The sequence below is a fragment of the Natronomonas sp. genome (assembly GCF_046483325.1).
In the GTDB taxonomy this organism is placed as follows: domain Archaea; phylum Halobacteriota; class Halobacteria; order Halobacteriales; family Haloarculaceae; genus Natronomonas.
The window spans coordinates 79948-102977 of record NZ_JAWODL010000016.1 but is presented as its reverse complement, the minus strand read 5'-3'; the positions used below and the strand labels follow the sequence as shown (position 1 = coordinate 102977).

Sequence of the window (23030 nt, the reverse complement as noted above, 5' to 3'; positions counted from 1 at the left end):
TCGAGTTCGAAACGCGTAGCGTCTCACTACGGCTCCGGGTCGGCGGGACCTAACGCCGTCACCGAGTTCGCGGCCAACAGCCCACCGGTCAAGAGGACGGCACCAACCACGAACACCGGAACCAGCGCCGCCACGCCTACGAGCGCAAGGGCGACGAAGTTGTACGATGCGGCGAGACGGACGTTCCGTTCGAGCCGCCGCTTCGCGGCGCGGGCGAGATCGAAAGCTTCACCCACGGATCGAATCTCGTCGTCGAGGATCGCTACGTCCGCGGCGTCGGCCGCCATGGCGGTCCCGCTCCCGAGCGATAGCCCGAGGTCGGCGACGGCCAGCGCCATCGCGTCGTTGGTCCCGTCGCCGACCATCGCGACCCGTCGGCCGTCTCCCAGCCGCCGTATCGTCTCGGCTTTCGCCGCCGGAGATACGCCAGCGAAAACGTGATCGATCGCCCCTTCGTCTCGGAGAAATCCGGTGGAGCTGCCACGATCGCCGGTCAACACGACGACTTCGAGCCCTCGGTCGGACAACCCTCTCACCGTATCCCGCCACTCATCCCGTGGCGTATCACCGACGATCACGAACCCCTCGGCTCTCCCGTTTCGGCCGAGTACGACCGGCACGTGACCCGTCTCGCGGGCTTCGTCCGTCCGTCGTTCGATCGTCTCGTCGACGGACCACCCGCGGTTGGCGAAGAGCTCCGGTGTGCCCACGAGCACCGAATCGTCGTCGACAGTTCCCTCGACGCCGGTGCCGTGGCTCTCGAACGCCTCGACGGTTATCCGCCCGCCCGCCGCCGACGATCCCCCGTCGGCAGCCGACCCCTCTCCATTCGAAGGCGTTTCGAACGCGTCGACGATCGCACGCGCCACCGGATGTGACGCCCGGCGCTCCACGGCGACCGCGGCCGCAAGCGTCGAGTCCGGCGCTTCGGCGTCGATGACGTCCATCCGTCCGGTGGTCAGCGTCCCCGTCTTGTCGAAGACGACGATGTCGATCCTACGGAGCCGTTCGAACACCGTCTCGTCGAAGACGACGATCCCCCGTTCGAGCGCCGCTTCGATGCTGGTCGCGACCGAAAGCGGCGTCGCGAGGCCGATCGCCCAGGGACTGACGACTATCAGAGCGAGCAACGCGGCGAGAACGCTCCCCAGCGCCCCCCACTCGAGCGCGAACCCGACGACCCCTGCGACGATGCTGACGGCGAAGACGGCCGGAACGACCCACGCGGCGCGGCGGTCGGCGTACCGGCGGCCGCCGTGGGTCGCACTCTGGAGGTTCCATACGGTCGCGGTGAGTCGGTCGACGCCGCCGATCGGGCCCTCGTCCGCCCGAACCAGCGCCGACCCGTCTGTGACAACCGAGCCGGCCACGACCGCGTCTCCCTCGCGTTTCCGCACCGGGTGTGACTCGCCGGTCACGACGGCCTCGTTGAGAACGCACTCACCCTCTCGGAGCGTCCCGCCGACCGGGATTCGCTCGCCCTCGCGGACGAGGAGCTCGTCACCGCGACGAACGTCCTCGACCGGTATCTCGGTCGTCCCGTTTGGGTTCTCATCCGGCCCGTACAATCGGGCGGTGTCGACCTGCGACACCGTGAGATCGGTCAGTTTCCCGAGCGCCCGCCGCTTGACCGCGGACTCGTAGAACGCCACCGCCGTCACCGACGCCGCGACGAGGATCGTGAGGTCGTAATAGATGTCGATCCGTCCGACGAGCACCGCGAGCGTGCTGTATGCGTACGCGCCGAGTGCGGTCGCGGCGACGAGCACGTCGGTCGTCATCCGTCGCATCCGCAGGCTCACGTACGCGCCGCGAAGCACTGGCATACCGGTGAAAAAGAGCACGATGCCGGTCATGACAAAGTAGGTCCGCAAGAAGAGGAACCCGCCGGCGCCGTCGAGTCGAAAGGCGCCCTCGAACTGGCTGAGGAACCACCAATCGAATATCGAGGCCAGTTGAACGGGATAGATGATCGCGACGTAGGGGACGAAGATGAACGCGCCGAAGAGGATCCCGGCGGCGTACCGGAGGCCGAGAAACGTCTCGTCCCGCCGCTTTTTCATTCCGCTGACTTCGCGGGCCCATCGGGTCGTCCCGTCGCCGCCGGATCCGTCCGAGGACTCCGTCGCGTTCACCCGTCGGTACGCCGTGTATCCGAGCGTCGTCAGGACGTCCTCGAGTTCGACCGGCGAGATCAGGTCGGGATCGTGATCGACGCGAACCGTCTCGGTGACGTAGCTCGCTTCGGCGGCGACGACGCCGTCTCGCTTCGTGGCGACGGCTTCGAGAAACGCCTCGCACGTCGCCGAATACATCCCGTCGATCCGGAGGAACGTGCCGACGACCCCCTCGTTGCCATCGTTGTCGCTATCCAGGGAGGGCGCGCCTTCCGACCGCATGCTCGTTCGCCCACCGAGCGTGCGGGCGATCTCCTCGCAGGGCGTTCCGCAGAATACGCCGCCGTCGTCCGCCTCTGTGGCCGTCGAAGCGAGTCGCTCACCGCAGAACTCGCAGGTCTCCACGTCGATGTCGTCGGCCACGGTGTCCGAATCGTGGAGTGGGCGCAAAAAGACTGGCGTCGGCACTTCGGAGACGAACCGACCGAACCGATCGAAACGATGGGACCGCCCGAATTTGAATCGGGGTTACAGCGTCCCAAACGCTGAAGGATACCAAACTACCCCACGGTCCCGCAACAACTCGTAGCCGCCGACACCGTGAAAACGTTTCGTTCTCGGCCCCAAGGGATTTAGCGTCCCTTTGTGAACGTCCCCGTATGGTCACAACGATCGAGATCGCCCTGCTCGTCGCTGCGTTGGCGCTGTTGTTCGGCACGTACACGATTATCAAGGCGGTCAAACCGTTCATCGTCAACGCGGTGTTCGGCCTGATCGTGTTGGTGATCGCGAGTTTCCTCGGTATCGGCGTCGAGATCACGCCGATCGCGGTGTTGATCTGCGCCGTCGGCGGGATCCCGGGTGCGATTCTTGTGATCCTCCTTGCGTACCTCGGGATCGCCTTCGCCGGGATGGCGGTGCCGGTCGGTGTGTTGACGCTGGTGTAATGATCGGTCGGCGCGTTGGCGCTCGGTAACTCGCTATCGATCCTCGCCGCGTAACTCGACCCCGGCGACGATCTCGTCGGGTCCCTCCCCGGACCGGATCGCATCGAGAATGAAGAATGCCTCGGCGGGTTCGAGGAAGTGCTCGGTGATCGCTCGACCCAGCGGCGTCGGATCGAAGCCGTCGATGAACTCGTACTCGATGAGCTTTCCGAGAGCGTGTTTCGTCGGCACCTCGCCGACCATCCGGTCGTTCAGCCGTTTCGCGCCTTTGCCGGCGACGGTGATGTTGGCGAGCGTCTCCTCGATCGCCGCCGTCTCGTCGTAGCGGGTGATCACCGGCTCCATCTCGCCTTTCAGGAGCTTGAACGCCACCTCGTCCTCGGACATCTCCATCGAGTTGTGGTACGTCCCGTCGGGATCGACGAGGAGGTACACCGTCCCCTGGTCGTGGTAGTCCGGGCGCCCGGCGCGGCCGAGCATCTGCTCGAACTCCTGGACGTTGAGCCACTCGATACCCATCGCGAGCGAGTCGAAGATCACCTGCGAGGCGGGGAAGTCGACGCCGGCCGCGAGCGCCGCGGTCGTGACGACGGCGGCGAGTTCCTGCTCGCCAAACTGTCGCTCGACGCGCTTTCGTTGGCCGTAATCGAGCCCCGCGTGATACGGCGCTGACTCGTAGTCGAGCCGCCGCGAGATCTCGTGACAGCGCCGGCGTGAGTTCGTGAAGATGATCGTCTGCCCCCGATACCCCTTCGAGGACTTCGCGTCGAACGCCCGGCGGACGAGTTTGTTCTCGATGTCGACCTTCTCGCTTCCGTCGGCGAAGGTGACGTGGCGTTCGATCGGGACCGGCCGCTCCTCGAACTCGATCAACTGGGCGTCGAGCTGCCCGGCGAGTTCGGTCGCGTTGCCGACGGTCGCTGACAGGTACACCCACTGGGTGTCCGAGTCGGCCGTCTCGCAGTAGTGTTTCAGCCGGGAGATGAGCCCGTCGAGACGGTGGCCGCGCTCCTCCTCGCCGAGGGTGTGGATCTCATCGATGACGACGCTCCCGATGTCGCTGAGGTCCTTGCCGGTCCGAAGGGCGTGATCGATGCCCTCGTACGTCCCGACGATCACGTCGGCGTTCGGATCGAACCGGTTGCCGTCGTCGCGGATGCGCGACGCCCCGACGCGGATCGTCACGTCGAGCACGTCGCCGTACTCAGCTTCGAAGTCCTCGTGTTTCTGGTTCGCGAGCGCGACGAGCGGGACGAGAAACAGGAGCTTCCCCTCGCCTTTCAACGCGCGGTCGATCCCGGCGAGTTCGCCGACGAGCGTCTTCCCGGTCGCCGTCGCGCTCACGACGAGTTGATCGCGGCCGTCGAGGAGTCCGTTCCTGACGGCGAGACTCTGCACCGGAAGCAGTTCGTCGAATCGCTGGAGCCGCGATTTCAACTCGCCGTGAACGTCGAGGTCCCGGGTGGAAACGAGATCTATCTCGTCGGTCGTCGCGCTGATCTCGTCGAACTTCGTCAGGTCGGGATCGAGCTGGCCGGACAGGAGGTTCGCGACCCGTTCGAGGTCGCCGACCTCTACCAACAGCTCTTCGAGTCGGTCACGAGCGCCGGAGCGAAGCCCGCGGTAGTTCGCCTCCCGTTCGAGTTCCCGTTTCGCACAGTCCGGACAGATGTACTCGTCGTCGGCCTTGATCGCCGTCTCCGAGGTCAGCGGCGAGTACCGGCCCTTGCCCGAACAGTACCGACACGTCCGGACCTGCTTGGCCTCGAGTTGGTAGCCGGCGAGCATCGCTTCGATCTCCTCGCGGCCCGCCCGCGGGGTCTGCTCGGAGATCCGAATCCGAGAGGCTCGGCGAGCCATCTCGACGAACTGCTCGGGCCGCCGTGGGATCTCGTCGTCGCCCTCTTTGATGCGAAACCGCCCCGGTCGCGGTCCGGCGTCCGTCTCCTTCAGGTCGAGCCGCCCGTGGAGCAGTCGCTCGCCGTCACGACGGACGACGACGGTGTACTCGCCGTCGCGGCCGTGGAAGAACAGCGTTCCCACCTCGGCGACCTGTTTCGACACGTATTCCCGTAGTTTATCGGGGTATTTCAGGGGTTCGGCTCCCGATTCGACGGGGATCGCACGCATGCCACACGTCAGCGCGAAAAGCCCTCGTCGAGGTCCGACGCGACGTACACGCCGACTCGCCAGGCGGTATCGATCGCGGCCGTCACCACGACGCCGCCGACGAGCGCGGCGGCGACGATCGGCGGGACGGCCGGTTCCGCCGTGGAGAACGGAATCGTCGGGTACACGAGGGTATCGACACCCCACCCGAGGGCTGCGAGCAGCGCCGTGCCGGCGAGTCCGGCCAGTTGGAGCCGCCGGCGTCCGGGGCGTGGAACGACCCTATTGGCCCGTTCGACGGCGGACGGGAGCGTCGGCGTATCGAGCACGAGCGCCGGGATGACGAACGCGTCACAGCCGACCGCGACCTCCGCGGGCGAGACGTCCTTGTCGGTGAGGGCCCCGTCGGCGATCGGCCCGATCGCCACGCGGGTTTTCGACCACCGATACAACGGTTCGATCCGGGAATCGACGACGCCGATCGTTTCGGCCCCCGTCGCCGGTCGGCCTCGAAGCCGACGCCCGACGGCGTAGGCGATGGCCGCGCTACACGGGAGCCAAACGGCCCAAAGGACGCCGATGACGGCGACGGCGATGAGACCGAACGCGAGGATCAACCCCAGCCCTCCGAGGAACGCCGGATCGGCGATCATCGTCCGCGACGCGACGAACCGGGCGAATCGCCAGCCTCCCGCGATGACTCCCCCGACGGCAATCGATCCGATGAGCGTCCACGCGAGCGCAACTGGGGACCGGAGATACGCACGGACGCTCATTGTCGGAGACTCTATCCGAGCGAACAAAAAGGGTGTCAGAACTCGTCGTCGGGTGTCGGCACGCCATCGTCGGGCGCGTCGAGTTCGTCGAAGGTCTCTCGGAGGCCTCGGATCCGATCCCGGATGTCCGCGGCGAGTTCGAACTCGAGGTTTTCGGCCGCCTCGTTCATCCGGCGTTCGAGCCGCTCGATGAGTTCCTCGGCTTCCTCGGCAGAGTCAGCCTCCAGCCCGGAGACGCCGTCTGTATCCATCTTGGAACCGGGGAGGTTCGTCTCGCCGACGGCTTTCTCGATCGTCCGCGGCTCGTTGCCGTGTTCGGCGTTGAACTCGGTCTGGATCTCACGACGACGGCGGGTCTCCTCGATCGCAGACTGCATCGAATCCGTCGTCTCGTTCGCGTAGAGGACGACGCGCCCGTTGACGTTTCTCGCCGCCCGGCCCATCGTCTGTACCAGCGTCGTCGCCGAGCGGAGAAAGCCCTCTTGATCGGCGTCGAGGATGGCGACGAGGCTCACTTCCGGGATGTCGAGCCCCTCACGCAGGAGGTTGATCCCCACGAGTACCTGAATCTCGCCGAGCCGCAGCGATCGGATCAACTCGTGGCGCTCGAGCGTGTCGGTCTCGTCGTGCATGTAGGCGACGTCGACGCCCGCACCTTCGAGATACTCCGTGAGGTCCTCGGCCATCCGCTTTGTCAGGGTCGTCACGAGGACGCGCTCGCCCTCCGGGACGGCCTCGATCCGCTCCATCAAATCCTCTATTTGACCGTCTGCGGAGGCGATTTCTACCTCCGGATCGACGAGATGAGTCGGCCGAACGATCTGTTCGACGATCCCTGCGGAGTGCTCGCGCTCGTAGTCGCTCGGGGTCGCCGAGACGTACAGCGTCCGATCCGTCTTCTCTTCGAACTCCTCGAACGTCAGCGGCCGGTTGTCGTAGGCGGTCGGCAGCCGAAACCCGTTGTCGACGAGTGACTCCTTGCGGGATTTGTCGCCCGCGAACTGGCCTTTGATCTGCGGGATCGTCTGGTGTGACTCGTCGACGACGGTGAGGAAGTCGTCGGGGAAGTAATCGAGCAGGGTGTACGGTGCCTCCCCGGACTCGCGGTCGGACATGTGAACCGAGTAGTTCTCGATGCCCGAACAGTAGCCGGTCTCCTCGAGCATCTCGATGTCGAAGGTGGTCCGCTCCTCGATTCGCTGGGCCGCGACGAGATCGCCCTGTCGCTCGAAGTAGCGCACCCGCCGATCCATCAGCTCCTCGATCTCCTCGATCGCCTCCCGCAGCGTCTCCTCGGGCATCGAGTAGTGCTCCGCGGGGTGAACCAACGCGGCCGGCTCCGTCGAGACGACCTCGCCGTTCAACACGTCGACTTTCATGATCCGGTCGATCTCGTCGCCCCAGAACTCGACGCGGAGGGCGTGGCGACCATACATCGGGTAGATCTCGACGGTGTCGCCGCGGACCCTGAACGTCCCCTGCTGGAAGTCGACGTCGTTGCGCTCATAGTTCAGATCGACGAGGCGTTTGAGAAGGCCCTCGCGGCCCACCTCCTCGCCGGGTTCGAGCCGCATCGCCATCCCCTCGTAGTTCGCGGGGTCGCCGAGGCCGTAGATCGCCGAGACGGAGGCGACGACGATCACGTCGTCGCGCGTCAAAAGCGACCGGGTCGCGGAGTGTCGCAGACGATCGATCTCTTCGTTGATCGACATGTCCTTGTCGATGTAGGTGTCGGTGCGCTCGACGTACGCTTCGGGCTGATAGTAGTCGTAGTAGGAGACAAAGTACTCGACGGCGTTGTCCGCGAAGAGATTTCGAAACTCCTCGTACAGCTGTGCGGCGAGCGTCTTGTTGTGCGCGAGCACGAGCGTCGGCTGCTGGAGCTCCTCGATCACCCACGAGACGGTGTTCGTCTTCCCCGAACCGGTCACCCCGAGGAGGGTCTGTTTGTCCGCTCCGGCTTCGTAGCCGGCGACCAACTCCTCGATCGCCTCGGGTTGGTCGCCCGCCGGCTCGAACGGTGCGTCGACCCGAAACGGTCGGTCCAGATCAGGGCGGTCGGGCTGGAGGGGTCCGGTGTCGCTCATTGTCTGGTTGTGGGGGTTGAGACACTTGAGCCGTGCGTTCGGGGCGACCGTCGACCACCGTGGGGGTTCCTCGCCTACCGGAACTGCATCCCGCCGTTTACGTTGACGATCTCACCCTGCACGTAGTCGTTTTCGAGCAGGTAGGCCACGGTGTGGGCGACGTCCTCCGGCTGGCAGGCGTATTCTGGGAGATGCGTGTCGACGTTCTCGTGACCACGGAAATCGATGGATTCGAGATACCCGAGAATCGCACCGTTCAGCTCTGTCTCGACGGGACCGGGGGCAACGGCGTTGACTTGAACACCGCTATCGCCGTATTCGCGCGCCAGCGAGCGGGTCAATCCGTGGAGCCCCGCCTTACTCGCAGCGTAGCTGGCGTCGACCGTTCCACCGGTGCCGCCGATGCTGGAAACGAACACGATGTCCCCGCCGGGCTCGACGTGTGGGAGGGCGGCGCGGGCGACGTTGAACGCTCCGGTGAGGTTCGTATCGAGGACGCGAGACCACTGTTCGTCGTCGATATCCGTCGCGAGATCTGGTTCCACGATGCCCGCATTGTTCACGACCGCATCGAGCGTGCCGAAGGTATCGACCACCTCCTCGATCATCGAGTCGACCGCGCTGGAGTCGCTGACGTCGGCCTTCAGAGCGACCGCATCACTGCCCTGCTCCGCGACGGCTTCGACGACTCGAGTCGCCTCTTGTCGTGAACTCAGATAGTTCACCGCGATATCGTGATCGCCGCCAAGCGTGAGCGCGATCGATCGACCGATCCCTCGGCTCGCACCGGTAACTAGTATGCGCATTGTATAACTCGGTTGTAACACTAGATGATCAACTCTCCGGTTCACGCGTTCGGACCTACGACCTCACGGTGGGCGACGAGCGAGAAGTGGCGTCGTCGCGCGCGCGCCGTTCAGCGCTCCTCATCGAGCGCGAACAGTAGCGCTCGAAGTCGACGAATGAGCGTTTCCATCTCGGGTGCGAGGACCCTCGTCATAGCTTCCTTTCCGATGTCTCCCCGATCGAAGACGGCGGTCGGCGTTCCCGATGCCGACCGAAACGCCGTACTCGCGGCCCAGCCCATCGTCGAAGCTTCCTCGTCGGGCCGGGGCTCGTTCGATCGGTCTATCTCGACGACGTCGTCCAGGACTGACAGTGCATCCTCCACGTCGGCACCGAACCGGACGTTGGCCGCAAATCGCAGCGACGGATCGTGTTCTCGCGCCGCGAGGAGAAATCGCGCGACGTGGCTCGACGCCCCGAACCGGACGCCGCGGTTCGGCCTGATACCGCTCTCCGTCCGGGTGATCCGCCCTTCGACGGCGGCCGTCTGGGCGACCGTTTCGGCGTACGGCGTCGCACCGACGACGTTCAGCCCAACTTCCGGCACGAGCGCTCCGGCGTCCGCGTCGACGAGTGCCTCCACGACCGTTTCGACGGCCTCCGACGTGCTATGTCGCGATGCGCGTTCTCGGACGTCGACCATGTGGTGTACCGATCCCGGTCCGGATCCGACGTCGAGTGGATATCTGACGGCCCTTTCGATGAATTCGATACCGTACTCGACGGCGTCCCGGATCCCGTCCCCGTGAGCGAATCGCGTCGCGATCGCGCTCGATAGGGTGCAGCCGGAGCCGTGGGTCGCTTCGGTGTCGATACGGGGGTGCTCGAAGACGAACTCCTCCTCCGGGGTGGTCAGAACGTCGACCACCCGATCACCGGGGATGTGGCCCCCCTTGACGAGCACGGCGTCCGCCCCGAGAGCGACGATCGCCCGCCCCGCCGTGTGAGCACTCTCCGTGGAGTCCGGTTTCGTCCCCGTCAACACGGCCGCCTCGTCCGCGTTCGGCGTCACGAGCGTCGATTCCGCGATCAGTCCCTCGTAGGCCGCCTCGGCGTCGGCGTCCAGCAACCGATCACCGGAGGCGGCGACCATCACGGGATCGACGACCAACGGAACGGCGAGATCGGCGGCGTACTCGGTCACCGTTTCGACGATCGGACGGGTGCCGAGCATCCCCGTTTTGATGGCTCGGACGTCGAAGTCGTCCACGACAGCGTCGATCTGGCCTTCGATCTCCTCGATCGGGATCGGATGTGTCGACGCCACGCCGAGGGTGTTCTGTGCGGTGACGTTTGTGATCGCGCTCGTCGCGAACGCACCGAGGGCTTCTATGGTCTTGATATCGGCCTGGATCCCCGCGCCGCCGCCGGAATCGCTTCCCGCGATCGTGAGCACGACGGGCGGGTCCGCTGGCGCGCTGCGTCTCGGATCTTCCATGGTTTTGGTCCCTCGTGGCGAATACATACACCTACTCCTCGCGTCATAACTTAGTTGTATCTCTAGATTATATTACCGACGAGCGACCAGCCCCACGCATGACCCGCCCCAACGATTCGAAGACACGTGCCGATCCGACCGTGTGCATCGGCCTCCATCCCACTCGAGCGTACGGTGGAGGCGTCGAACGTCCTCATCTGACGGATCGGGATACCGGAACGGCCGATCCCGCCTCGCGACGGGAGGGGGAACCGACATGACCGCAAGCAACGCCGACGCCGAGGACTCGACGATCGACGCGCCGACCGTCACGCGGGGAACCGTGCGGATTTATTTGCGGGAGATGGGTCCATCGTGGGTCGCTGGTGCCATCGCGGCCGGTCCGGCGACGATGGCGAGTCTCATCACCGCCGGGGCGCTCTTCGGTTACGATCTGCTGTGGGTCGTCGCGCTTTCCGCCATCGCGGGTTCGCTCGCACAGTATCTCTCCATGCGCCTGGGTCTGTTGACCGAGCGCGGCATCGTCAGCGTCACCGAATCACACCTCGGTGACCTGTGGGCGTGGATACTCGTCGCCGACGTCGTGATCGCCGCCGGCGTCGCACAACTGGTGATTATGAACACGGTGGCCAGCGTCTCCGCGACGTTGACGGGGATCGACGCCCGACTTTGGGGACTCGTCTGGGCGACGCTCCTCGCAGTCGGCCTTGCCGGACGCGGATACGGGCTGTTGGAGTCGGTTGCGAAGTTCCTCGTGATGGCCGTCGTCATCGCCTTCGTCGCGTCCCTCTTGGTCGTCCCTATCGACCCGGGGGCAGCGGCAACCGGGCTGGTGCCGACGCTCCCCTCGGGCGGTGCGCTCGTCGCCGCCGGCGTCCTCGGCGGCGCGGTCCACATCACCCTGATAACGATGCACTCCTACACGATGCGCGCTCGCGAGTGGACCGCAAGCGACTACGACCTCGCGAGCTTCGACGTCGGCGCATCCATGCTCGTGGCGTTCGGCACCTACAGCGTCGCGATATTCCTCGTCGCCGCGAGCGTCCTCTCCGACCCCGATCTGACCACGATCGGTGCGGCCCAGGCGCTCGGTCCCCTCGTCGGCGAGCACGCTCGATTGCTGTTCCTGCTCGGCCTGGGCGGTGCCGCAGTGTCGACGCTGGGCGGTAACACGATCGTTCCGCCGTTTCTCGTCGCGGACAAACTCGGCTGGGGTACCTCGATTACAGACGCACGATATCGTCTCCTGCTCGCGGTCTTCGCACTGTCGTCGGGCGCCGGTGCGTTCATCGGCGGCGCAGTACTCGGCCAGCTCGTTTTGGTGTTGGCCCTGGGGACGGTCGGGACGCCGTTCGCCATCGCGATCGTCCTCTACCTTCTGAACAGCGATGCGGTACCGGAAGCCAACTCGACGCTGGCGAACCTCGGCGGCATCGCGCTGTTCGTCACGTCCGGGACGCTGGCCGCGAACTTCATCCGAGAGGAACTGGCCTCCGGTCTCGATCCGCTCTTTGGGTTCGTCTTCGCCTTCGCCGTCGTGCTCACGATCGCGACTGCCGGCTTGCTGACGAAGTACGGCCGCGAGGAGGTGCTGGCGTGAACGGCGATCGGGGGGCCGACGACTCCGACGACCGATCCACCGTCCCGCTCTCGGGTACCACCCTGATCGTCGGTCCGTCGGGCGTCGGAAAAACGAGACGTACCGCCCGCGCTCTCGAGGCTTGGCTCGACACGAGGGGCCCAGCGGGTGTCGTGGTGTTGGAGTTCGGCCCTTCGATCGTCCGAGACGGCGACATCGTCGGGGGAAGGATCGATCGATTCGTCGACGTTCCCGAGGACGTCTGGCACGGCGTGCTCGAAGCCCACGCGCCACGGTTGCAGGGGAGCGACGAAGCCGAGGTGCGGGCGTTGGCTCGACGCAACGCCGAGCGGGCCAGAGGGATCCTCGATTCGATACCCCCCGATCCGACTGCGGTCTTCGTCAACGACGCCACCATCCCGTTTCAACACGAGTCGGGCGAACCGGATGTGCTGGTGCGATACTGTGATCGGGCGGACTGCGCCGTCGTCAACGCCTACGAGGGGGACGGGTTCGGCACCGACGGGGCCGTCTCACGTCGGGAGCGAGCCGTATTAAAACGGCTACGAACGTGGGCGGATCGCGTACTGCGTCTCGAATAGGCAATCGACGCTGTTGGGCTCGTTGGCTTTTCGCGACGGGGTCTCCGAGCGCGCCGCTTCCGGTCGAACGCGCGCCCTTCATTCGGTTCGGTTCGACCGCCACAGCGCCGCCGAGATGAGCGCGGCCGTGAACGGGACGACCGCCAAGAGCAAAAACAGAACCCGTTGGGTCGTGTACGCGAGCATCGCGCCACTGAACGCCGCTCCGAACGATCCGACGCCGAAGACGCCGACGAACATGTATCCGTAGGAGAGCCCGCGAACGTCGGAGGTCGAGTAATCGGCGACGACCGCCTGCAGGAGGGGCTGTTCGCCGAAGAGGACGAAGCCCAACAGCGCGCTCACGGCCAACAGCGCGAGTAGCCCGCTGCTGGCGGCGGGCACGAACAGGACGCTGACCGTCGCCAGCGTGAGAAACGCGCCGATGGCGGCTTTTTCCGGGGCCATCGCGTCGCTCAATCGGCCGCCGACGTACTGGCCGGCCATGCCGACGATCAAGAGGCCGACGAACACGTAGCCCGACGGCTCGACCGACTCGCCCGCGACCGTCACGGTCGCGAGGCTCTCGTAGCCCGCCAGCATGTCGGGGAGAACCGTCAACACGCCGCGATAAAAGAACCCCTCGAGGATCAACATCGGGAAGGCGATGAGGAAGCCGCCGGCGAAGATCGCTCGCGTGTCACTCAAAACCCCTCGGAGCGAGGGGGGGGGCCTTCCGGTGTACCGTCCGGGTCGCCCGCGGTCGATTCGTCGCCTCCCCCGTCGGTCGCCCCGATTCCGGTAGCCGGCTCGACGGCGGCTAACTCGTCGACGGAGGCGTAACCCGTGTAGACCGCGGCGGCGAACGCCGGCACCGCCATGGCCGCCGCCACGAACCGCCACTCGAAGACGATCAACAGCGTCGTCGCGACCAGCGGTCCGAGCGCGATGCCGACGTTGCCCGCGATGCCGTGGTAGCCGAAGCCCGCCCCCCGCTCGGTGACGCCGGTACTGATGAGCCGGAGTCCGGCCGGGTGGTAGATGCTCGCCGCGAGACCCCAACCCGCCAACGCGGTCGTCACGCCCGGGAGGTCGTCGACCAGCGCGAGCAGGCCGAACGACGCTCCCATTCCGAGTAGACAGACCACGAGTAACCGCTTAGAGCCGTACGCGTCCGTCACGATACCGCTCGGTGCTGCCCCGACGCCGTAGAGGGCGTACCCGACGGTGACGGCGATCCCGAGGGTCGCGGAGCCGACTCCGAGATCGGCGATCCAGACGGTAATGAAGATCGGGATGGCCAACTCGTACATGTGCACCATCCCGTGTCCCAACATCGTGATCGAGAGGATCGATCGATCGTTGCCGTTCATGCTCGTGGGAAGCGTTCGTCGGGTTGCGTGTCGATCACTTGATTATAGCGAGCGGCCGGACGGGGCCAGCCAAGCGGGTCGCGCTCAATCGATCAGGCCGTAGCCCCGTTTGAACAGGTACACGTCGAGCGCGATGACGGCAGCCGTGAAGCCGCTCAGGACGGCCAACGAGACGAGCGGATCGACCTCTTGGTAACCGAGGAACCCGAACCGAACGCCGTTGACCATGTACACCATCGGATTGAGAAGCGAGAGCGTCCGGTATAACGGCGGCAGGATGTCGAGCGAGTAAAACACCGCGCCGAAGAAGACCAGCGGCCGGAGGATGAACTGACTCATAACCGTCAGGTCGTCGAAGTCGTTGGCGACCAGCCCGCCGATGACGCCCAACGAGGCGAAAAGCAGGGGCACGACGAGCATGAACGCGGCGAGGTAGACCGGTTCGGCGATCGGCACTGGGGTGAAGATCAATCCGATCACGACGATGATGATCCCGACGATGACTCCCCGGAGGGCGGCCGCGAGGATGTACGCAAGTACCATCGAAGTGTACGACAGCGGCGAGGTGAGCGTCTCGTGAATGTACTCGTTCCAGCGCCCGTGGAAGATCGAAAACGAGGCGTTCTCGAAGGCGTTCGAGATCGCGCCCAACACGACGAGCCCCGGCAATAAGAAGACGATATAGTCGAAACCCGCGACGTTGTCGATACGCTGGCCCAACACGACGCCGAAGACGGCGAAGTAGAGGACGTTCGTGATCGCCGGCGGTAAGAAGGTGTTCGTCGGCCGCCGGACGAACCGGAGGATTTCCCGGCGGAGCAGGGAGCGGAATCCGACGCCGAACACCCCGTTTCCGGTCGCCGAGTCGGAGGGTCGAGTGTCGGTGCGTCGTTCGGTTCCCGGTCCCGTTTCGGCGTCGGCGCTCACTGGATCGCCCCCAGCGGTTCCGCCTTCTCGTCCGTCCGGGTCATGTCGACGAACACCTCTTCGAGCGAGGCCCGCTGGATGTCGAGATCGAGTACCTCGTAGCCCTCGTATTCGAGCGCCCGGAGCAGGTCCGGAGCGACCGCGCCGCCGCCCTGTGCGGTGACGACGAGCGTCGAGCCGTCGAGGCGGGTCTCGACGACGCCGTCGACGTCGAGATCCGGGACGCTCGCCGGTCGATCAGCGAGGGTCAGATGCACCCGATCGGTGCCGCGCGAGCGGAGTTCGTCCGGCGTCGACACCTCGACGATTCGCCCCGAATCGACGATCGCGACCCGGTCACAGAGCCGTTCGGCCTCCTCGATGTAGTGGGTCGTGAGCAAGATCGTGGTTCCCTCGGCGTTGAGCCGCTCGATGACGCGCCACAGATCCCGGCGGAGCTGCACGTCGACGCCCGCGGTCGGCTCGTCGAGGATGAGTAGTTCGGGATCGGTCACGAGCGCCCGTGCGAGCAGGAACCGGCGTTTCATCCCGCCGGATAGCCAATCGAACCGCGTGTCGCGTTTGTCCCAGATGCCGACCGTCTGCAGCGCTCTCTCGGCGCGGCGTTCGGCTTCGGCTGGCGGGACGCCGTGGTAGCCCGCCTTGTGTTCGAGTACCTCGTGGATCGGGAAGAACCGATCGACGTTGAACTCCTGTGGGGCGATCCCGATTCGGTCGCGGGCCTGTCGGTAGTCGGACTCGACGTCGAAGCCGAACACCTCCGCCGTGCCGCGGCCCTTGCGGACGAGGCCGACGAGGATGTTGATAAACGTCGTCTTCCCGGCCCCGTTCGGGCCGAGCAGTCCGAAAAACTCCCCGCGGTCGACTTCGAATGTCAGCCCATCGAGCGCCTGCACGTCGCCGTAGGCCTTCCGGAGGCCGTCGGCGCGTATCGCGGGTTCGGATTCCATGTGACACGATCGGATCGCGAGGCGGTTAAGTCGCGTGAAAGCCGCGCGTTCGGGAGTCACTCTCCCGGATCGTCACACCCGCCGGATCACCCCCAGCATCGCGATCCCGCCGACGGCGATCACGAACCAGTAGCTCGTCAGCCGATAGATCGTCGTCACGGCGAGCGCGTCGGTCGCCGTGAGTCCGGCGAGGACTGGCAGGAGGACGACGAGCGTCCCCTCGATCGCGCCGATCCCGCCCGGTAGAGGGACAGAGCCGGCGATCACGGTCACCGGGACGACGAAGCAGACGAGCGGGATCGACACGACCACCCCGAGGGCCACGCCCGAAAAGTACAGCGGCAGCGCGAAGAAGATCCAGCCGACGTACGCGAAAGCGATCGCGACGAGGATTCCTCGCGGCGATCCTGCGATCAGGCCGATCGACGCGTACAGTCGATCGATCCGGTCGCGGGCCGACTCGATCGAGAGGCGATCCGTGCCCCGGGCAATCGGGGCGAGACAGTACAACAGCCCCCGCTTAACACGGTCGCGAAACCGCCACCCGACGACGGCGAGAAGCGGCAACGCAACCGCGAGGACGACGAGCGCGATTGCGAGCGGTCGGATCCGTGCTGTGACCCCGGCGGTGGCAAGCAGATAGCCGAGCCCCGCGCCGCCGACGGTGAAAAACGGGAGCATTCGGATGAGATCGGCGGTCACAACGCTCGCGAGCGCCTGCTCGAAGGTGGCCTCGGTATCTCGCGAGAGGATGTACGCGATGAACGGCTCGCCGCCGGCTTGCCCCATCGGTGTCACGTAGTTCGCGAACGTCGCGGCGAAGAACGTCACGACGAGCCGTCGGTAGGGGACGAATACGCCGATCTGTCGGAGGACGACCTGCCACGTCTTCGCCCAGGCGAACAGACACAGGAGCGTCGAGACGCAGGCGACGAGCACCCACCCCACCTGCGCCTCGCGCAACCGCTCGATCGCCCGGTCCCACCCGATGACTGCACCGAGAAGGTAGACGAGCAACACGGCGACGCCGAACCCGAGCAGGGTTTTGAGCGCTGTCCGTCGATCGATCAGTCCGGCACCGAGTCCGCTATGATCGGTCACGCTCTGTGTTCCATGTTGAATCGCCCAACCGGGACCGGGGTCCGGTCAGTTTCCGGTCTTCGCCACCTGATACCACTCGCCGTCCCACGTGAGCGCGTACTCGAACAGCGCCTTGACGGTGAGCACGCCGTGGCCGAAATAGATCACCGGGGCGAGCGCGATCGCCCACGACGGTCTCCCGACGCGCCCGTCGATGGCGTCGCGAGCCCAGACCCCGAGTATCGTCCCGAATATACTCGCGAAGGGCACGAACGCCGCCTCGAAACCGAATACGAACAACAACAGCACCTGCGCGGAGAGGACGAGTAAGATGCCCCCCGCGAGGACCGCGCCGACCGATCGGCCTATCGTCACGAGGTCGTTGGTGCTGAGGTCCCCCTCCAGTGCCTCCAGAATCCGCCTGTGGACGACCTGCACGTGCCCGATCCGCCAGCGTTTTCGCTGGCCCCATAGATCGCGGAGCGTGTGCGGCGTCTCCATCGAACTCGTACAACGGCTGTTCCGCGAGACGGTCAGATCGGCGCGGTGACACTGGTGGGAGAAGTAGATGTCTTCGGTCAGCATGTCCGCGTAGCCGCCGACCGCGTCGAACGCCTCGCGGGTGAAGCCGGTCGCCGAACTCTGGCAGTGGGTGAATCCGATCAACTCGCCGACGAGGTAGCCGGCCTGGACGATAGCGCGCTCGCAGTAGGCGATCGTACCGATCGCGTCGGTTGGTCGGGGAACGCGCCGCCCCTGAAACACGTCCGCGCCGGCGGTGAGATCGCACATCGCCGTGGAGATGAATCCGGGCGAGGCGCGTTCGTCGGCGTCGAAGACGACGAAGTGATCGGCGTCGCTGGCCTCGACCGCGGTGTTGATCGCGTTCGCCTTCGAGCCGGGGATCGCGTTCGTGAGCCACTCGATAGCGTCGTTGCGGCGGGCCAACTCGGCGGCTCGCTCGCGCGTCAGGTCGTCGTCCGGTTCGACGACGATCGTGATCGAGAGCGGATCGTAGTCGTTCTCGAGGAGGCTCGCCACGCTCTCGTCGACGACGTCGCCGTCCCGGTAGGCGGGGACGATCGCATCGACGGGCCGGCCGGCGGTGATCCGCTCGTCGTCGTCGGTGCCGCTCCGCCAGACCTCGCACATCAACAGCAGTCCGGTCGCGGCGACGGCGACGCTGAACGCGCCGACCGACAACAGCGCTTCGAGCACCGAGATGACGACCCAGCCGATCCGGATGGTCCACGTGTCCGCAAAGCTAACGACCCCGAGAAACAGCAGTCCGACGATCCCGATTCCCGTCCCGGATTTCTCAGCGACGTGGGTGATCCCCTGCAGCATCACGTCGGGTTTGAACCCCGATGGCATTTCAATATTATTATACGAGGCTTGGCATGTCAACCACTGATGACCGCGCCCGGTATCCTCGGCACCCAGACGCCCGCATGAGCCGCGGCCGAATCACCCGCCACATCGCCGTGGGCGTCGACGGCTTCACCGCCGACATGGACGGCGGCGTCGAGTGGTTCGAGGCGTTCGACGACTCGGGCGGCGACCGCCGCGACCCCCGATTGCTCGAGGCGATCCGACACGGCGGCGGGACCGTCGAGTTGCGATACGACGTGCGTTCGCGAGATGGCTACGGGTCCGCGGCCGGAACCACGTCCCGGTGCCGAAGGACGACCGGCAGCACCTCGCCGCTTTCGACGCGCTCCAGCCGATACGCCGCCCGATCCGTCTCCCGCTCTCGCTCGTCCTTCTCGTCGAGGTCGCGTTCCGGATCGTCCACGAAGACGTGAACGACGCGGCAGACCGCTCCATCGAACGGGCTCTCGGCGTCGTCGTCCGCGAGTTCGACTCGAACGCGATCGCCGACGTCGTAGGGGTCCGCAGGATTTTGGGCGGGCGTCATGCTCGTTTCGCGTATTCGCGCTGCCACGGGTAATGCGTTGTCCTCGGGGCGGGATCCGGACGTATATACTGCGCCCATCCCTATCCCGGGACGCTACCGATGATCTCACAGCGCGCGCAGGACGTGACGCCCTTCATCGCGATGGACGTGCTCGAACGGGCGAACGAACTGGAGGACGTGGTGCATCTCGAAGTCGGCGAGCCGGACTTCGAGCCGCCGGATTCGGTGTTCGAGACGGCGATCTCGTCGTTGCGCGACGGGAACACGAACTACACCGCCGCGAGGGGAAAACCCGAACTCCGGCGCGCCATCGCCGCCCACTACGACCGCGAGTACGGCGTCGAGGTCGGCCCCGACCGCATCGTCGCTACCCCGGGAACCTCGCCGGGCTTGCTCCTCGCGTTGGCAGCGCTCGTCGACCCCGGCGAGGAGGTCGTCCTCACGGATCCCCACTACGCCTGTTATCCGAACTTCGTGCGGACTGTGGGGGGGACCGTTCGGTCCGTCGCGTTGCGGGCCGAAGACGGGTTCCAGCCGCGCGTCGCCGAGTTCGAGGCGGCGCTCTCGGCGTCGACGCGGGCGATGCTTCTCAACTCGCCGGCGAACCCGACCGGCGCGGTGTTGGACGGCGAGACGCTAGCCGACCTGACCGCCCTCGCCGAGCTCACCGATACGACGCCGATCGTCGACGAGGTGTACCACGGGCTCTCCTACGACGTCGACGAGCACACGATGCTCGAGTACACCGACGACGCGTTCGTGTTGAACGGCTTCTCGAAGCGCTTTGCGATGACCGGGTGGCGGCTCGGCTGGATGGTCGTCCCGCCCGAATACGTCGGCGCCGTGAACCGGCTGGCACAGAACCTCCTCATCTGCGCGCCGAACTTCGTCCAAGACGCCGGCGTCGCCGCCCTCGAGACGCCGCCGGATCGGCTGGCCGAGATCCGCGAGACGTACCGCGAGCGCCGTGACCTGCTCGTCGACGCCGTCGCCGAGTGGGGACTCGACCTCGGATACACGCCGCAGGGGGCGTACTACCTGCTTGTCGACGTGTCTGAGCTTCCGGGAGCCGCCCTCGAGGTCGCCGACTTCCTGCTCGAAGAGGCCGGCGTCGCGGTCACGCCCGGCGTAGACTTCGGCGAGCGGGCCGCCGACTACCTTCGGCTGTCGTACGCGACCGACATCGAGGCGATCGAGGAGGCGATCGATCGGATCGACGCGGTGCTTTCGACGTACGGTGTGGTGTGATTCGTTCGGGTCTTTCGAAAGACAGCCCATCGCGCTGTCTTTCGTGATGTGGCCAGAACGCAAAGCGTTCTGGCTGCTTGCCGGACGCAGTCCCGCAATGACGAGAGACGCCACGGCGTCTCTCGAACCAAACCGCGCTCGCCCCGCTCGCGCGGATGCCAGTCGTCCACGGCTTCCTCCACGATCGCGATCTCCGCCTCGGTCAGCCCATACAGCTCGCAGACTATCTCGTCGATCAGCCGATCGGTCTCTGCGATCTTCGCCGCTGGCTCCTCGGCGCGCTCGACCGCATTTATATACCTATATAAGGCTTCCTCCACTTCCGACAGCCGCGGCAGCGTCAACGCTTCGAGGCGATCCACCAGCGAGTGCGTCTTCGTCGCCGTCTCCCGAAAGCCCGCGACGCCGCCGGCCTCCGAGACGGCGTGGGGGCGAACTGCTCGATTATCCGACGACGGATTTCAACACCGTCCGCAGTTTCGACTCCACTTCCGATGCCTGTAGAATCCGAATCGAACGCTGTTCTTCGAGCGGTGCGGTCCGGCTCTCTTCGATGTCCTGAATCACGAGTAGACCGTTCCACCCGGAGCCGAAATACGCCGCGTCGTCCTCGAAGACGAACTCGTCGCCCTGCCGGAGAAAGGCGAGGTATTCGAGCGTCTCTTTGATCCCCGACCGGATCGTCTGTGGGTTGGTCGAATTTTTGATCTCGGTGATGAGATACTCCCGTCGATCGTCGGCGTCGATCTCGAGGACGATCACGTCCGGCCGACCCGTTACCCGGCGAAATTCCCCCGCCTCGAAGTACGTCGACAGCACCTCTCGGGTTTCGCGCTGAACCAGCTCGCTTCGAGTGAGATCGCCTCGGTCTTTCTCGAAGTTCTCGGGAACGAACGAGAGGCCCCGATCGCTCGCCGAGTTGTCGTGGTACAGCGTGATCTCGACGTCGTCGTCGACCATTCGAGCGACCGCCTGCGAGTCCGAAGCGATCGTTGAGAGAGTGAACGAATCCTCGCGCAACGATTCGATCGCGGAAATGAATCGAAAGAGGACGTGTAGTTCCAACAGCGTCTCCTCGTCGTCCGGCGTGATCGCCGTTTCCTCGAGCAGCCCGACCATCGCGTCGCGGTCGGCGTCGAGACTTCGCCGGTACGACCGGAGGAGTGCTGCAGCCTCCGTATATAAGGGCGTCCGGGCGGATTCGGCGCGCTGGAGCATCCGATCCGTCGGTTCGTACGTCTCCGGATCGCGGATTCGTGTGACGTGGACGGTGCGTACGCGAGAGCAAGCGCGTTGGGAGACGATCTTTGATAAAGCGAACGAGCAGAGGACTGGTCGCTCAGTCCCACGTCACCCACAGCAAGAAGACGAGCGCGACGGTCTGGAAGACGTGAATGGCGATGTTCGCCTGCCACGCCAGCGGCGGCATGTCGGTGGCGAACCAGCCCGCGAGCACCGGGTGGAACAGATAAAAATACAGCGATAGCGCGTTCTGTGCGAGCAGGAGCCCGCCGAAGGCCGCCAGTCCGAGCGAGTGCTTCGAGCGGAAGGTCGCGTAGTTGCGACCCCAGATCCACACGAGCGCGAGCAACATCCCGGTGTTCACCGCGACGCTGACGCGCGCGACGTCTATCCAGTCGATCGTGGTCATGCTCGGTTCGCTCCCGTGTGCGTCGTGTCGGTCATAGTGGTAGTTCCTCGGCGATCTCCTCGACGAGACCCCAGTTCCGTTGTGTGTAATCCGTCGGGTAGTACACCGTACCGTAGTCGTCGCCCGTCCGGTCGACGATGTCGTGCTCTCTGAGCACCTCGAGGTGGTGTCTCACCGTCGTGTAGTCGAGATCCAGATGCGCCGCCAACTGGTTCGCGTTCCGCGGGCGATCGTCGACCGCCCGGAGGATGCGGACCCGGTTGGGGCCGCCCCGAGTACCGGTCAAAACGTACCACAGGACGGCCTCCATATCCGCACACACTCCGCGTACTCGCCTAAAAGTATCGCTGCGACGAATCGAAATCGGTCGAGCGTCCGACGGAGGGCCGAACCGTCGCTTCGACTACGCCTCCGAATCCACGACGACTTCGAGGTCGAAGGGCTCGTCGGCGGGGGCGTCGTCCGGCGCGAGATAGCCGACGGCAAAGGCGGTGTACACCGTGGCTGCCTCGGGCGCGAGATCGAAGGTGGCGACGACGTCGCCGTCGTTGTTCTCCGTCGCCGGCCGAACCTCGAGTTCGTATTCGTCAGCGGGGACCTCGACCGTACCGGCCCCACCGAAGGGGACGTCCTCGAACAGCGGTTCACCGTCGACCGTCACGTCGACGTTCGGCGCGTCCGGTGAGGCGTGAACGAGGCGAACTCTGGACATCCCCTCGGGGCTCGATACGTCGTCCTCGTACACCTCGACGGCGAACGGTTGATTCTCCTCGGCCAACTCGCCGAGCGCCGCCGCGGTAAACTCGCCCGCCGGCACTTCGAGCGTCTCGTCGAAGACGATCGTGTCCATATCGCCCGCGGCGGTGATCATCACGTCGTATTCGTCGGCCGGGAGGTCGAGGTAGTCGCTCACCGCGCGGAACGGGACGTCCTCGAGCACCGCGTCGCCGTCGACGTAGACGTCGACGTTGGGCGCGTCGGGCGACAGGTGCGCCACTCGCAGCGCAGCGTCGGCCTCCGGCGTCTCTTCGGGCTCATCCGTCGGTTCCGGCGTCGGTTCGTCCATCGGCTCCGGTGTGGATTCCGGCGTCGACTCCGAGCCATCGCCGTTCCCCGCACACCCCGCGAGCGTTCCGACGACCGCGACACCGCCCACTGTCTTGAGTACCGTCCGTCGTTTGTGGTTTGACATCTACGGGCGAACGGTCACCCGCGGGATACATGAAGGATTTCCGAAATGTATCCGGGATGTGTCCGGGATGCGTCCGGTGTCACACCGAACTCTCTCCAAAATTCGTCCTGAATCGCCACCGCTCTCGTGTCGCCGTCGTCGTTTTGAATTTCACGCTATCAAAATAAAATTGTTATAGAACAACCAAAATTGTTTTGAAGCTCGCTGCGGT

General features: G+C 65.5%; 23 protein-coding genes and 1 tRNA gene. 4 read left to right on the top strand and 20 right to left on the bottom strand.

What is annotated here, in order from left to right; all coding sequences use genetic code 11:
* Positions 1-26 precede the first annotated feature (26 nt).
* Both R6U53_RS05965 and R6U53_RS05960 read right to left on the bottom strand, forming a co-directional pair.
* Entirely contained in the window at positions 27-2540 is a 2514-nt protein-coding gene (locus R6U53_RS05965; protein WP_410321448.1) for a heavy metal translocating P-type ATPase, read from the bottom strand.
* Between the two features lie 79 nt (positions 2541-2619).
* Positions 2620-2692, bottom strand: a tRNA-Pro gene (locus tag R6U53_RS05960).
* An 84-nt stretch (positions 2693-2776) separates the two neighbouring features.
* Between R6U53_RS05960 and R6U53_RS05955 the strand changes: the two genes are divergently transcribed.
* A complete protein-coding gene (locus R6U53_RS05955) occupies positions 2777-3064 on the top strand; it encodes a pro-sigmaK processing inhibitor BofA family protein (protein WP_410321447.1) in 288 nt (95 codons plus the stop codon).
* A gap of 33 nt (positions 3065-3097) precedes the next feature.
* Here the strand turns inward: R6U53_RS05955 and R6U53_RS05950 are convergent, their stop codons facing one another.
* The 5 genes from R6U53_RS05950 to thiD all read right to left on the bottom strand — a co-directional run bounded on the left by R6U53_RS05950 (position 3098) and on the right by thiD (position 10320).
* The gene (locus R6U53_RS05950; RefSeq protein WP_410321446.1) at positions 3098-5128 is read right to left on the bottom strand and encodes a DEAD/DEAH box helicase; all 2031 of its coding nucleotides are present in this window, start codon (positions 5126-5128) and stop codon (positions 3098-3100) included.
* A 74-nt stretch (positions 5129-5202) separates the two neighbouring features.
* Positions 5203-5949 carry a hypothetical protein gene (locus R6U53_RS05945; protein ID WP_410321444.1) on the bottom strand — a complete coding sequence of 249 codons (747 nt, stop codon included), beginning with the start codon at positions 5947-5949 and terminating at the stop codon, positions 5203-5205.
* Positions 5950-5984: 35 nt separating this feature from the next.
* Positions 5985-8036: an excinuclease ABC subunit UvrB gene (gene uvrB, locus R6U53_RS05940; protein WP_410321443.1), complete on the bottom strand. Its 2052-nt coding sequence runs from the start codon at positions 8034-8036 to the stop codon at positions 5985-5987.
* Between the two features lie 74 nt (positions 8037-8110).
* Complete coding sequence (locus R6U53_RS05935; RefSeq protein WP_410321442.1) at positions 8111-8842, bottom strand: SDR family NAD(P)-dependent oxidoreductase; 732 nt, start codon at positions 8840-8842, stop codon at positions 8111-8113.
* Positions 8843-8952: 110 nt separating this feature from the next.
* Positions 8953-10320, bottom strand: a complete 1368-nt coding sequence (gene thiD / locus R6U53_RS05930; RefSeq protein ID WP_410321441.1) for a bifunctional hydroxymethylpyrimidine kinase/phosphomethylpyrimidine kinase — start codon at positions 10318-10320, stop codon at positions 8953-8955.
* A 343-nt stretch (positions 10321-10663) separates the two neighbouring features.
* Between thiD and R6U53_RS05925 the strand changes: the two genes are divergently transcribed.
* Entirely contained in the window at positions 10664-11920 is a 1257-nt protein-coding gene (locus R6U53_RS05925; RefSeq protein ID WP_410321587.1) for an NRAMP family divalent metal transporter, read from the top strand.
* The gene (locus R6U53_RS05920; protein WP_410321440.1) at positions 11917-12501 is read left to right on the top strand and encodes a hypothetical protein; all 585 of its coding nucleotides are present in this window, start codon (positions 11917-11919) and stop codon (positions 12499-12501) included. Before R6U53_RS05925 ends, R6U53_RS05920 begins: the two co-directional genes overlap by 4 nt.
* 78 nt (positions 12502-12579) lie before the next feature.
* On the opposite strand, the gene R6U53_RS05915 is transcribed toward R6U53_RS05920, so the two are convergent.
* The 8 genes from R6U53_RS05915 to R6U53_RS05880 all read right to left on the bottom strand — a co-directional run bounded on the left by R6U53_RS05915 (position 12580) and on the right by R6U53_RS05880 (position 18728).
* Positions 12580-13188 (bottom strand): MFS transporter, encoded by a 609-nt coding sequence (locus R6U53_RS05915; protein ID WP_410321439.1) that lies wholly within the window; start codon positions 13186-13188, stop codon positions 12580-12582.
* Positions 13185-13853, bottom strand: coding sequence for an MFS transporter (locus R6U53_RS05910; protein ID WP_410321438.1), 669 nt, complete (start codon positions 13851-13853; stop codon positions 13185-13187). The genes R6U53_RS05915 and R6U53_RS05910 overlap by 4 nt, the downstream gene beginning before the upstream one ends.
* An 84-nt stretch (positions 13854-13937) precedes the next feature.
* Positions 13938-14699 (bottom strand): ABC transporter permease, encoded by a 762-nt coding sequence (locus R6U53_RS05905; protein ID WP_410321586.1) that lies wholly within the window; start codon positions 14697-14699, stop codon positions 13938-13940.
* Positions 14700-14776: 77 nt separating this feature from the next.
* On the bottom strand, positions 14777-15730 hold the full coding sequence (locus tag R6U53_RS05900; protein WP_410321437.1) for an ATP-binding cassette domain-containing protein: 954 nt from the start codon (positions 15728-15730) through the stop codon (positions 14777-14779).
* Positions 15731-15802: 72 nt separating this feature from the next.
* Positions 15803-16831: a YbhN family protein gene (locus R6U53_RS05895; RefSeq protein ID WP_410321436.1), complete on the bottom strand. Its 1029-nt coding sequence runs from the start codon at positions 16829-16831 to the stop codon at positions 15803-15805.
* 45 nt (positions 16832-16876) lie between these two features.
* Positions 16877-18184, bottom strand: coding sequence for a glycosyltransferase (locus R6U53_RS05890; RefSeq protein WP_410321435.1), 1308 nt, complete (start codon positions 18182-18184; stop codon positions 16877-16879).
* A 29-nt stretch (positions 18185-18213) separates the two neighbouring features.
* Positions 18214-18408 (bottom strand): hypothetical protein, encoded by a 195-nt coding sequence (locus R6U53_RS05885; protein ID WP_410321434.1) that lies wholly within the window; start codon positions 18406-18408, stop codon positions 18214-18216.
* 47 nt (positions 18409-18455) lie between these two features.
* Entirely contained in the window at positions 18456-18728 is a 273-nt protein-coding gene (locus R6U53_RS05880; RefSeq protein WP_410321433.1) for a hypothetical protein, read from the bottom strand.
* 99 nt (positions 18729-18827) lie between these two features.
* Here R6U53_RS05880 and R6U53_RS05875 point away from each other — a divergent pair, with 99 nt between their 5' ends.
* On the top strand, positions 18828-19976 hold the full coding sequence (locus R6U53_RS05875; RefSeq protein ID WP_410321432.1) for a pyridoxal phosphate-dependent aminotransferase: 1149 nt from the start codon (positions 18828-18830) through the stop codon (positions 19974-19976).
* Here the strand turns inward: R6U53_RS05875 and R6U53_RS05870 are convergent.
* From R6U53_RS05870 to R6U53_RS05850, 5 genes are all read right to left on the bottom strand, one after another.
* Positions 19883-20338: a hypothetical protein gene (locus R6U53_RS05870; RefSeq protein WP_410321431.1), complete on the bottom strand. Its 456-nt coding sequence runs from the start codon at positions 20336-20338 to the stop codon at positions 19883-19885. The genes R6U53_RS05875 and R6U53_RS05870 overlap by 94 nt on opposite strands.
* Before the next feature lie 82 nt (positions 20339-20420).
* The gene (locus tag R6U53_RS05865; protein ID WP_410321430.1) at positions 20421-21194 is read right to left on the bottom strand and encodes a hypothetical protein; all 774 of its coding nucleotides are present in this window, start codon (positions 21192-21194) and stop codon (positions 20421-20423) included.
* Between the two features lie 121 nt (positions 21195-21315).
* Positions 21316-21627, bottom strand: a complete 312-nt coding sequence (locus tag R6U53_RS05860) for a hypothetical protein (RefSeq protein ID WP_410321429.1) — start codon at positions 21625-21627, stop codon at positions 21316-21318.
* Positions 21628-21658: 31 nt separating this feature from the next.
* Positions 21659-21937, bottom strand: coding sequence for a winged helix-turn-helix domain-containing protein (locus tag R6U53_RS05855; RefSeq protein ID WP_410321428.1), 279 nt, complete (start codon positions 21935-21937; stop codon positions 21659-21661).
* A gap of 93 nt (positions 21938-22030) precedes the next feature.
* Positions 22031-22819: a DUF4397 domain-containing protein gene (locus R6U53_RS05850; RefSeq protein WP_410321427.1), complete on the bottom strand. Its 789-nt coding sequence runs from the start codon at positions 22817-22819 to the stop codon at positions 22031-22033.
* Positions 22820-23030 lie beyond the last annotated feature (211 nt).

Excerpts from the sequence above, each read along its gene's own strand:
- R6U53_RS05955 (WP_410321447.1), top strand. The coding sequence starts at position 2,777 with ATGGTCACAACGATCGAGATCGCCCTGCTCGTCGCTGCGTTGGCGCTG.
- R6U53_RS05945 (WP_410321444.1), bottom strand. The coding sequence starts at position 5,949 with ATGAGCGTCCGTGCGTATCTCCGGTCCCCAGTTGCGCTCGCGTGGACG.
- uvrB (WP_410321443.1), bottom strand. The coding sequence starts at position 8,036 with ATGAGCGACACCGGACCCCTCCAGCCCGACCGCCCTGATCTGGACCGA.
- R6U53_RS05935 (WP_410321442.1), bottom strand. The coding sequence starts at position 8,842 with ATGCGCATACTAGTTACCGGTGCGAGCCGAGGGATCGGTCGATCGATC.
- thiD (WP_410321441.1), bottom strand. The coding sequence starts at position 10,320 with ATGGAAGATCCGAGACGCAGCGCGCCAGCGGACCCGCCCGTCGTGCTC.
- R6U53_RS05925 (WP_410321587.1), top strand. The coding sequence starts at position 10,664 with ATGGGTCCATCGTGGGTCGCTGGTGCCATCGCGGCCGGTCCGGCGACG.
- R6U53_RS05910 (WP_410321438.1), bottom strand. The coding sequence starts at position 13,853 with ATGAACGGCAACGATCGATCGATCCTCTCGATCACGATGTTGGGACAC.
- R6U53_RS05900 (WP_410321437.1), bottom strand. The coding sequence starts at position 15,730 with ATGGAATCCGAACCCGCGATACGCGCCGACGGCCTCCGGAAGGCCTAC.
- R6U53_RS05890 (WP_410321435.1), bottom strand. The coding sequence starts at position 18,184 with ATGCCATCGGGGTTCAAACCCGACGTGATGCTGCAGGGGATCACCCAC.
- R6U53_RS05880 (WP_410321433.1), bottom strand. The coding sequence starts at position 18,728 with ATGACGCCCGCCCAAAATCCTGCGGACCCCTACGACGTCGGCGATCGC.
- R6U53_RS05875 (WP_410321432.1), top strand. The coding sequence starts at position 18,828 with ATGATCTCACAGCGCGCGCAGGACGTGACGCCCTTCATCGCGATGGAC.
- R6U53_RS05865 (WP_410321430.1), bottom strand. The coding sequence starts at position 21,194 with ATGCTCCAGCGCGCCGAATCCGCCCGGACGCCCTTATATACGGAGGCT.
- R6U53_RS05860 (WP_410321429.1), bottom strand. The coding sequence starts at position 21,627 with ATGACCACGATCGACTGGATAGACGTCGCGCGCGTCAGCGTCGCGGTG.
- R6U53_RS05855 (WP_410321428.1), bottom strand. The coding sequence starts at position 21,937 with ATGGAGGCCGTCCTGTGGTACGTTTTGACCGGTACTCGGGGCGGCCCC.
- R6U53_RS05850 (WP_410321427.1), bottom strand. The coding sequence starts at position 22,819 with ATGTCAAACCACAAACGACGGACGGTACTCAAGACAGTGGGCGGTGTC.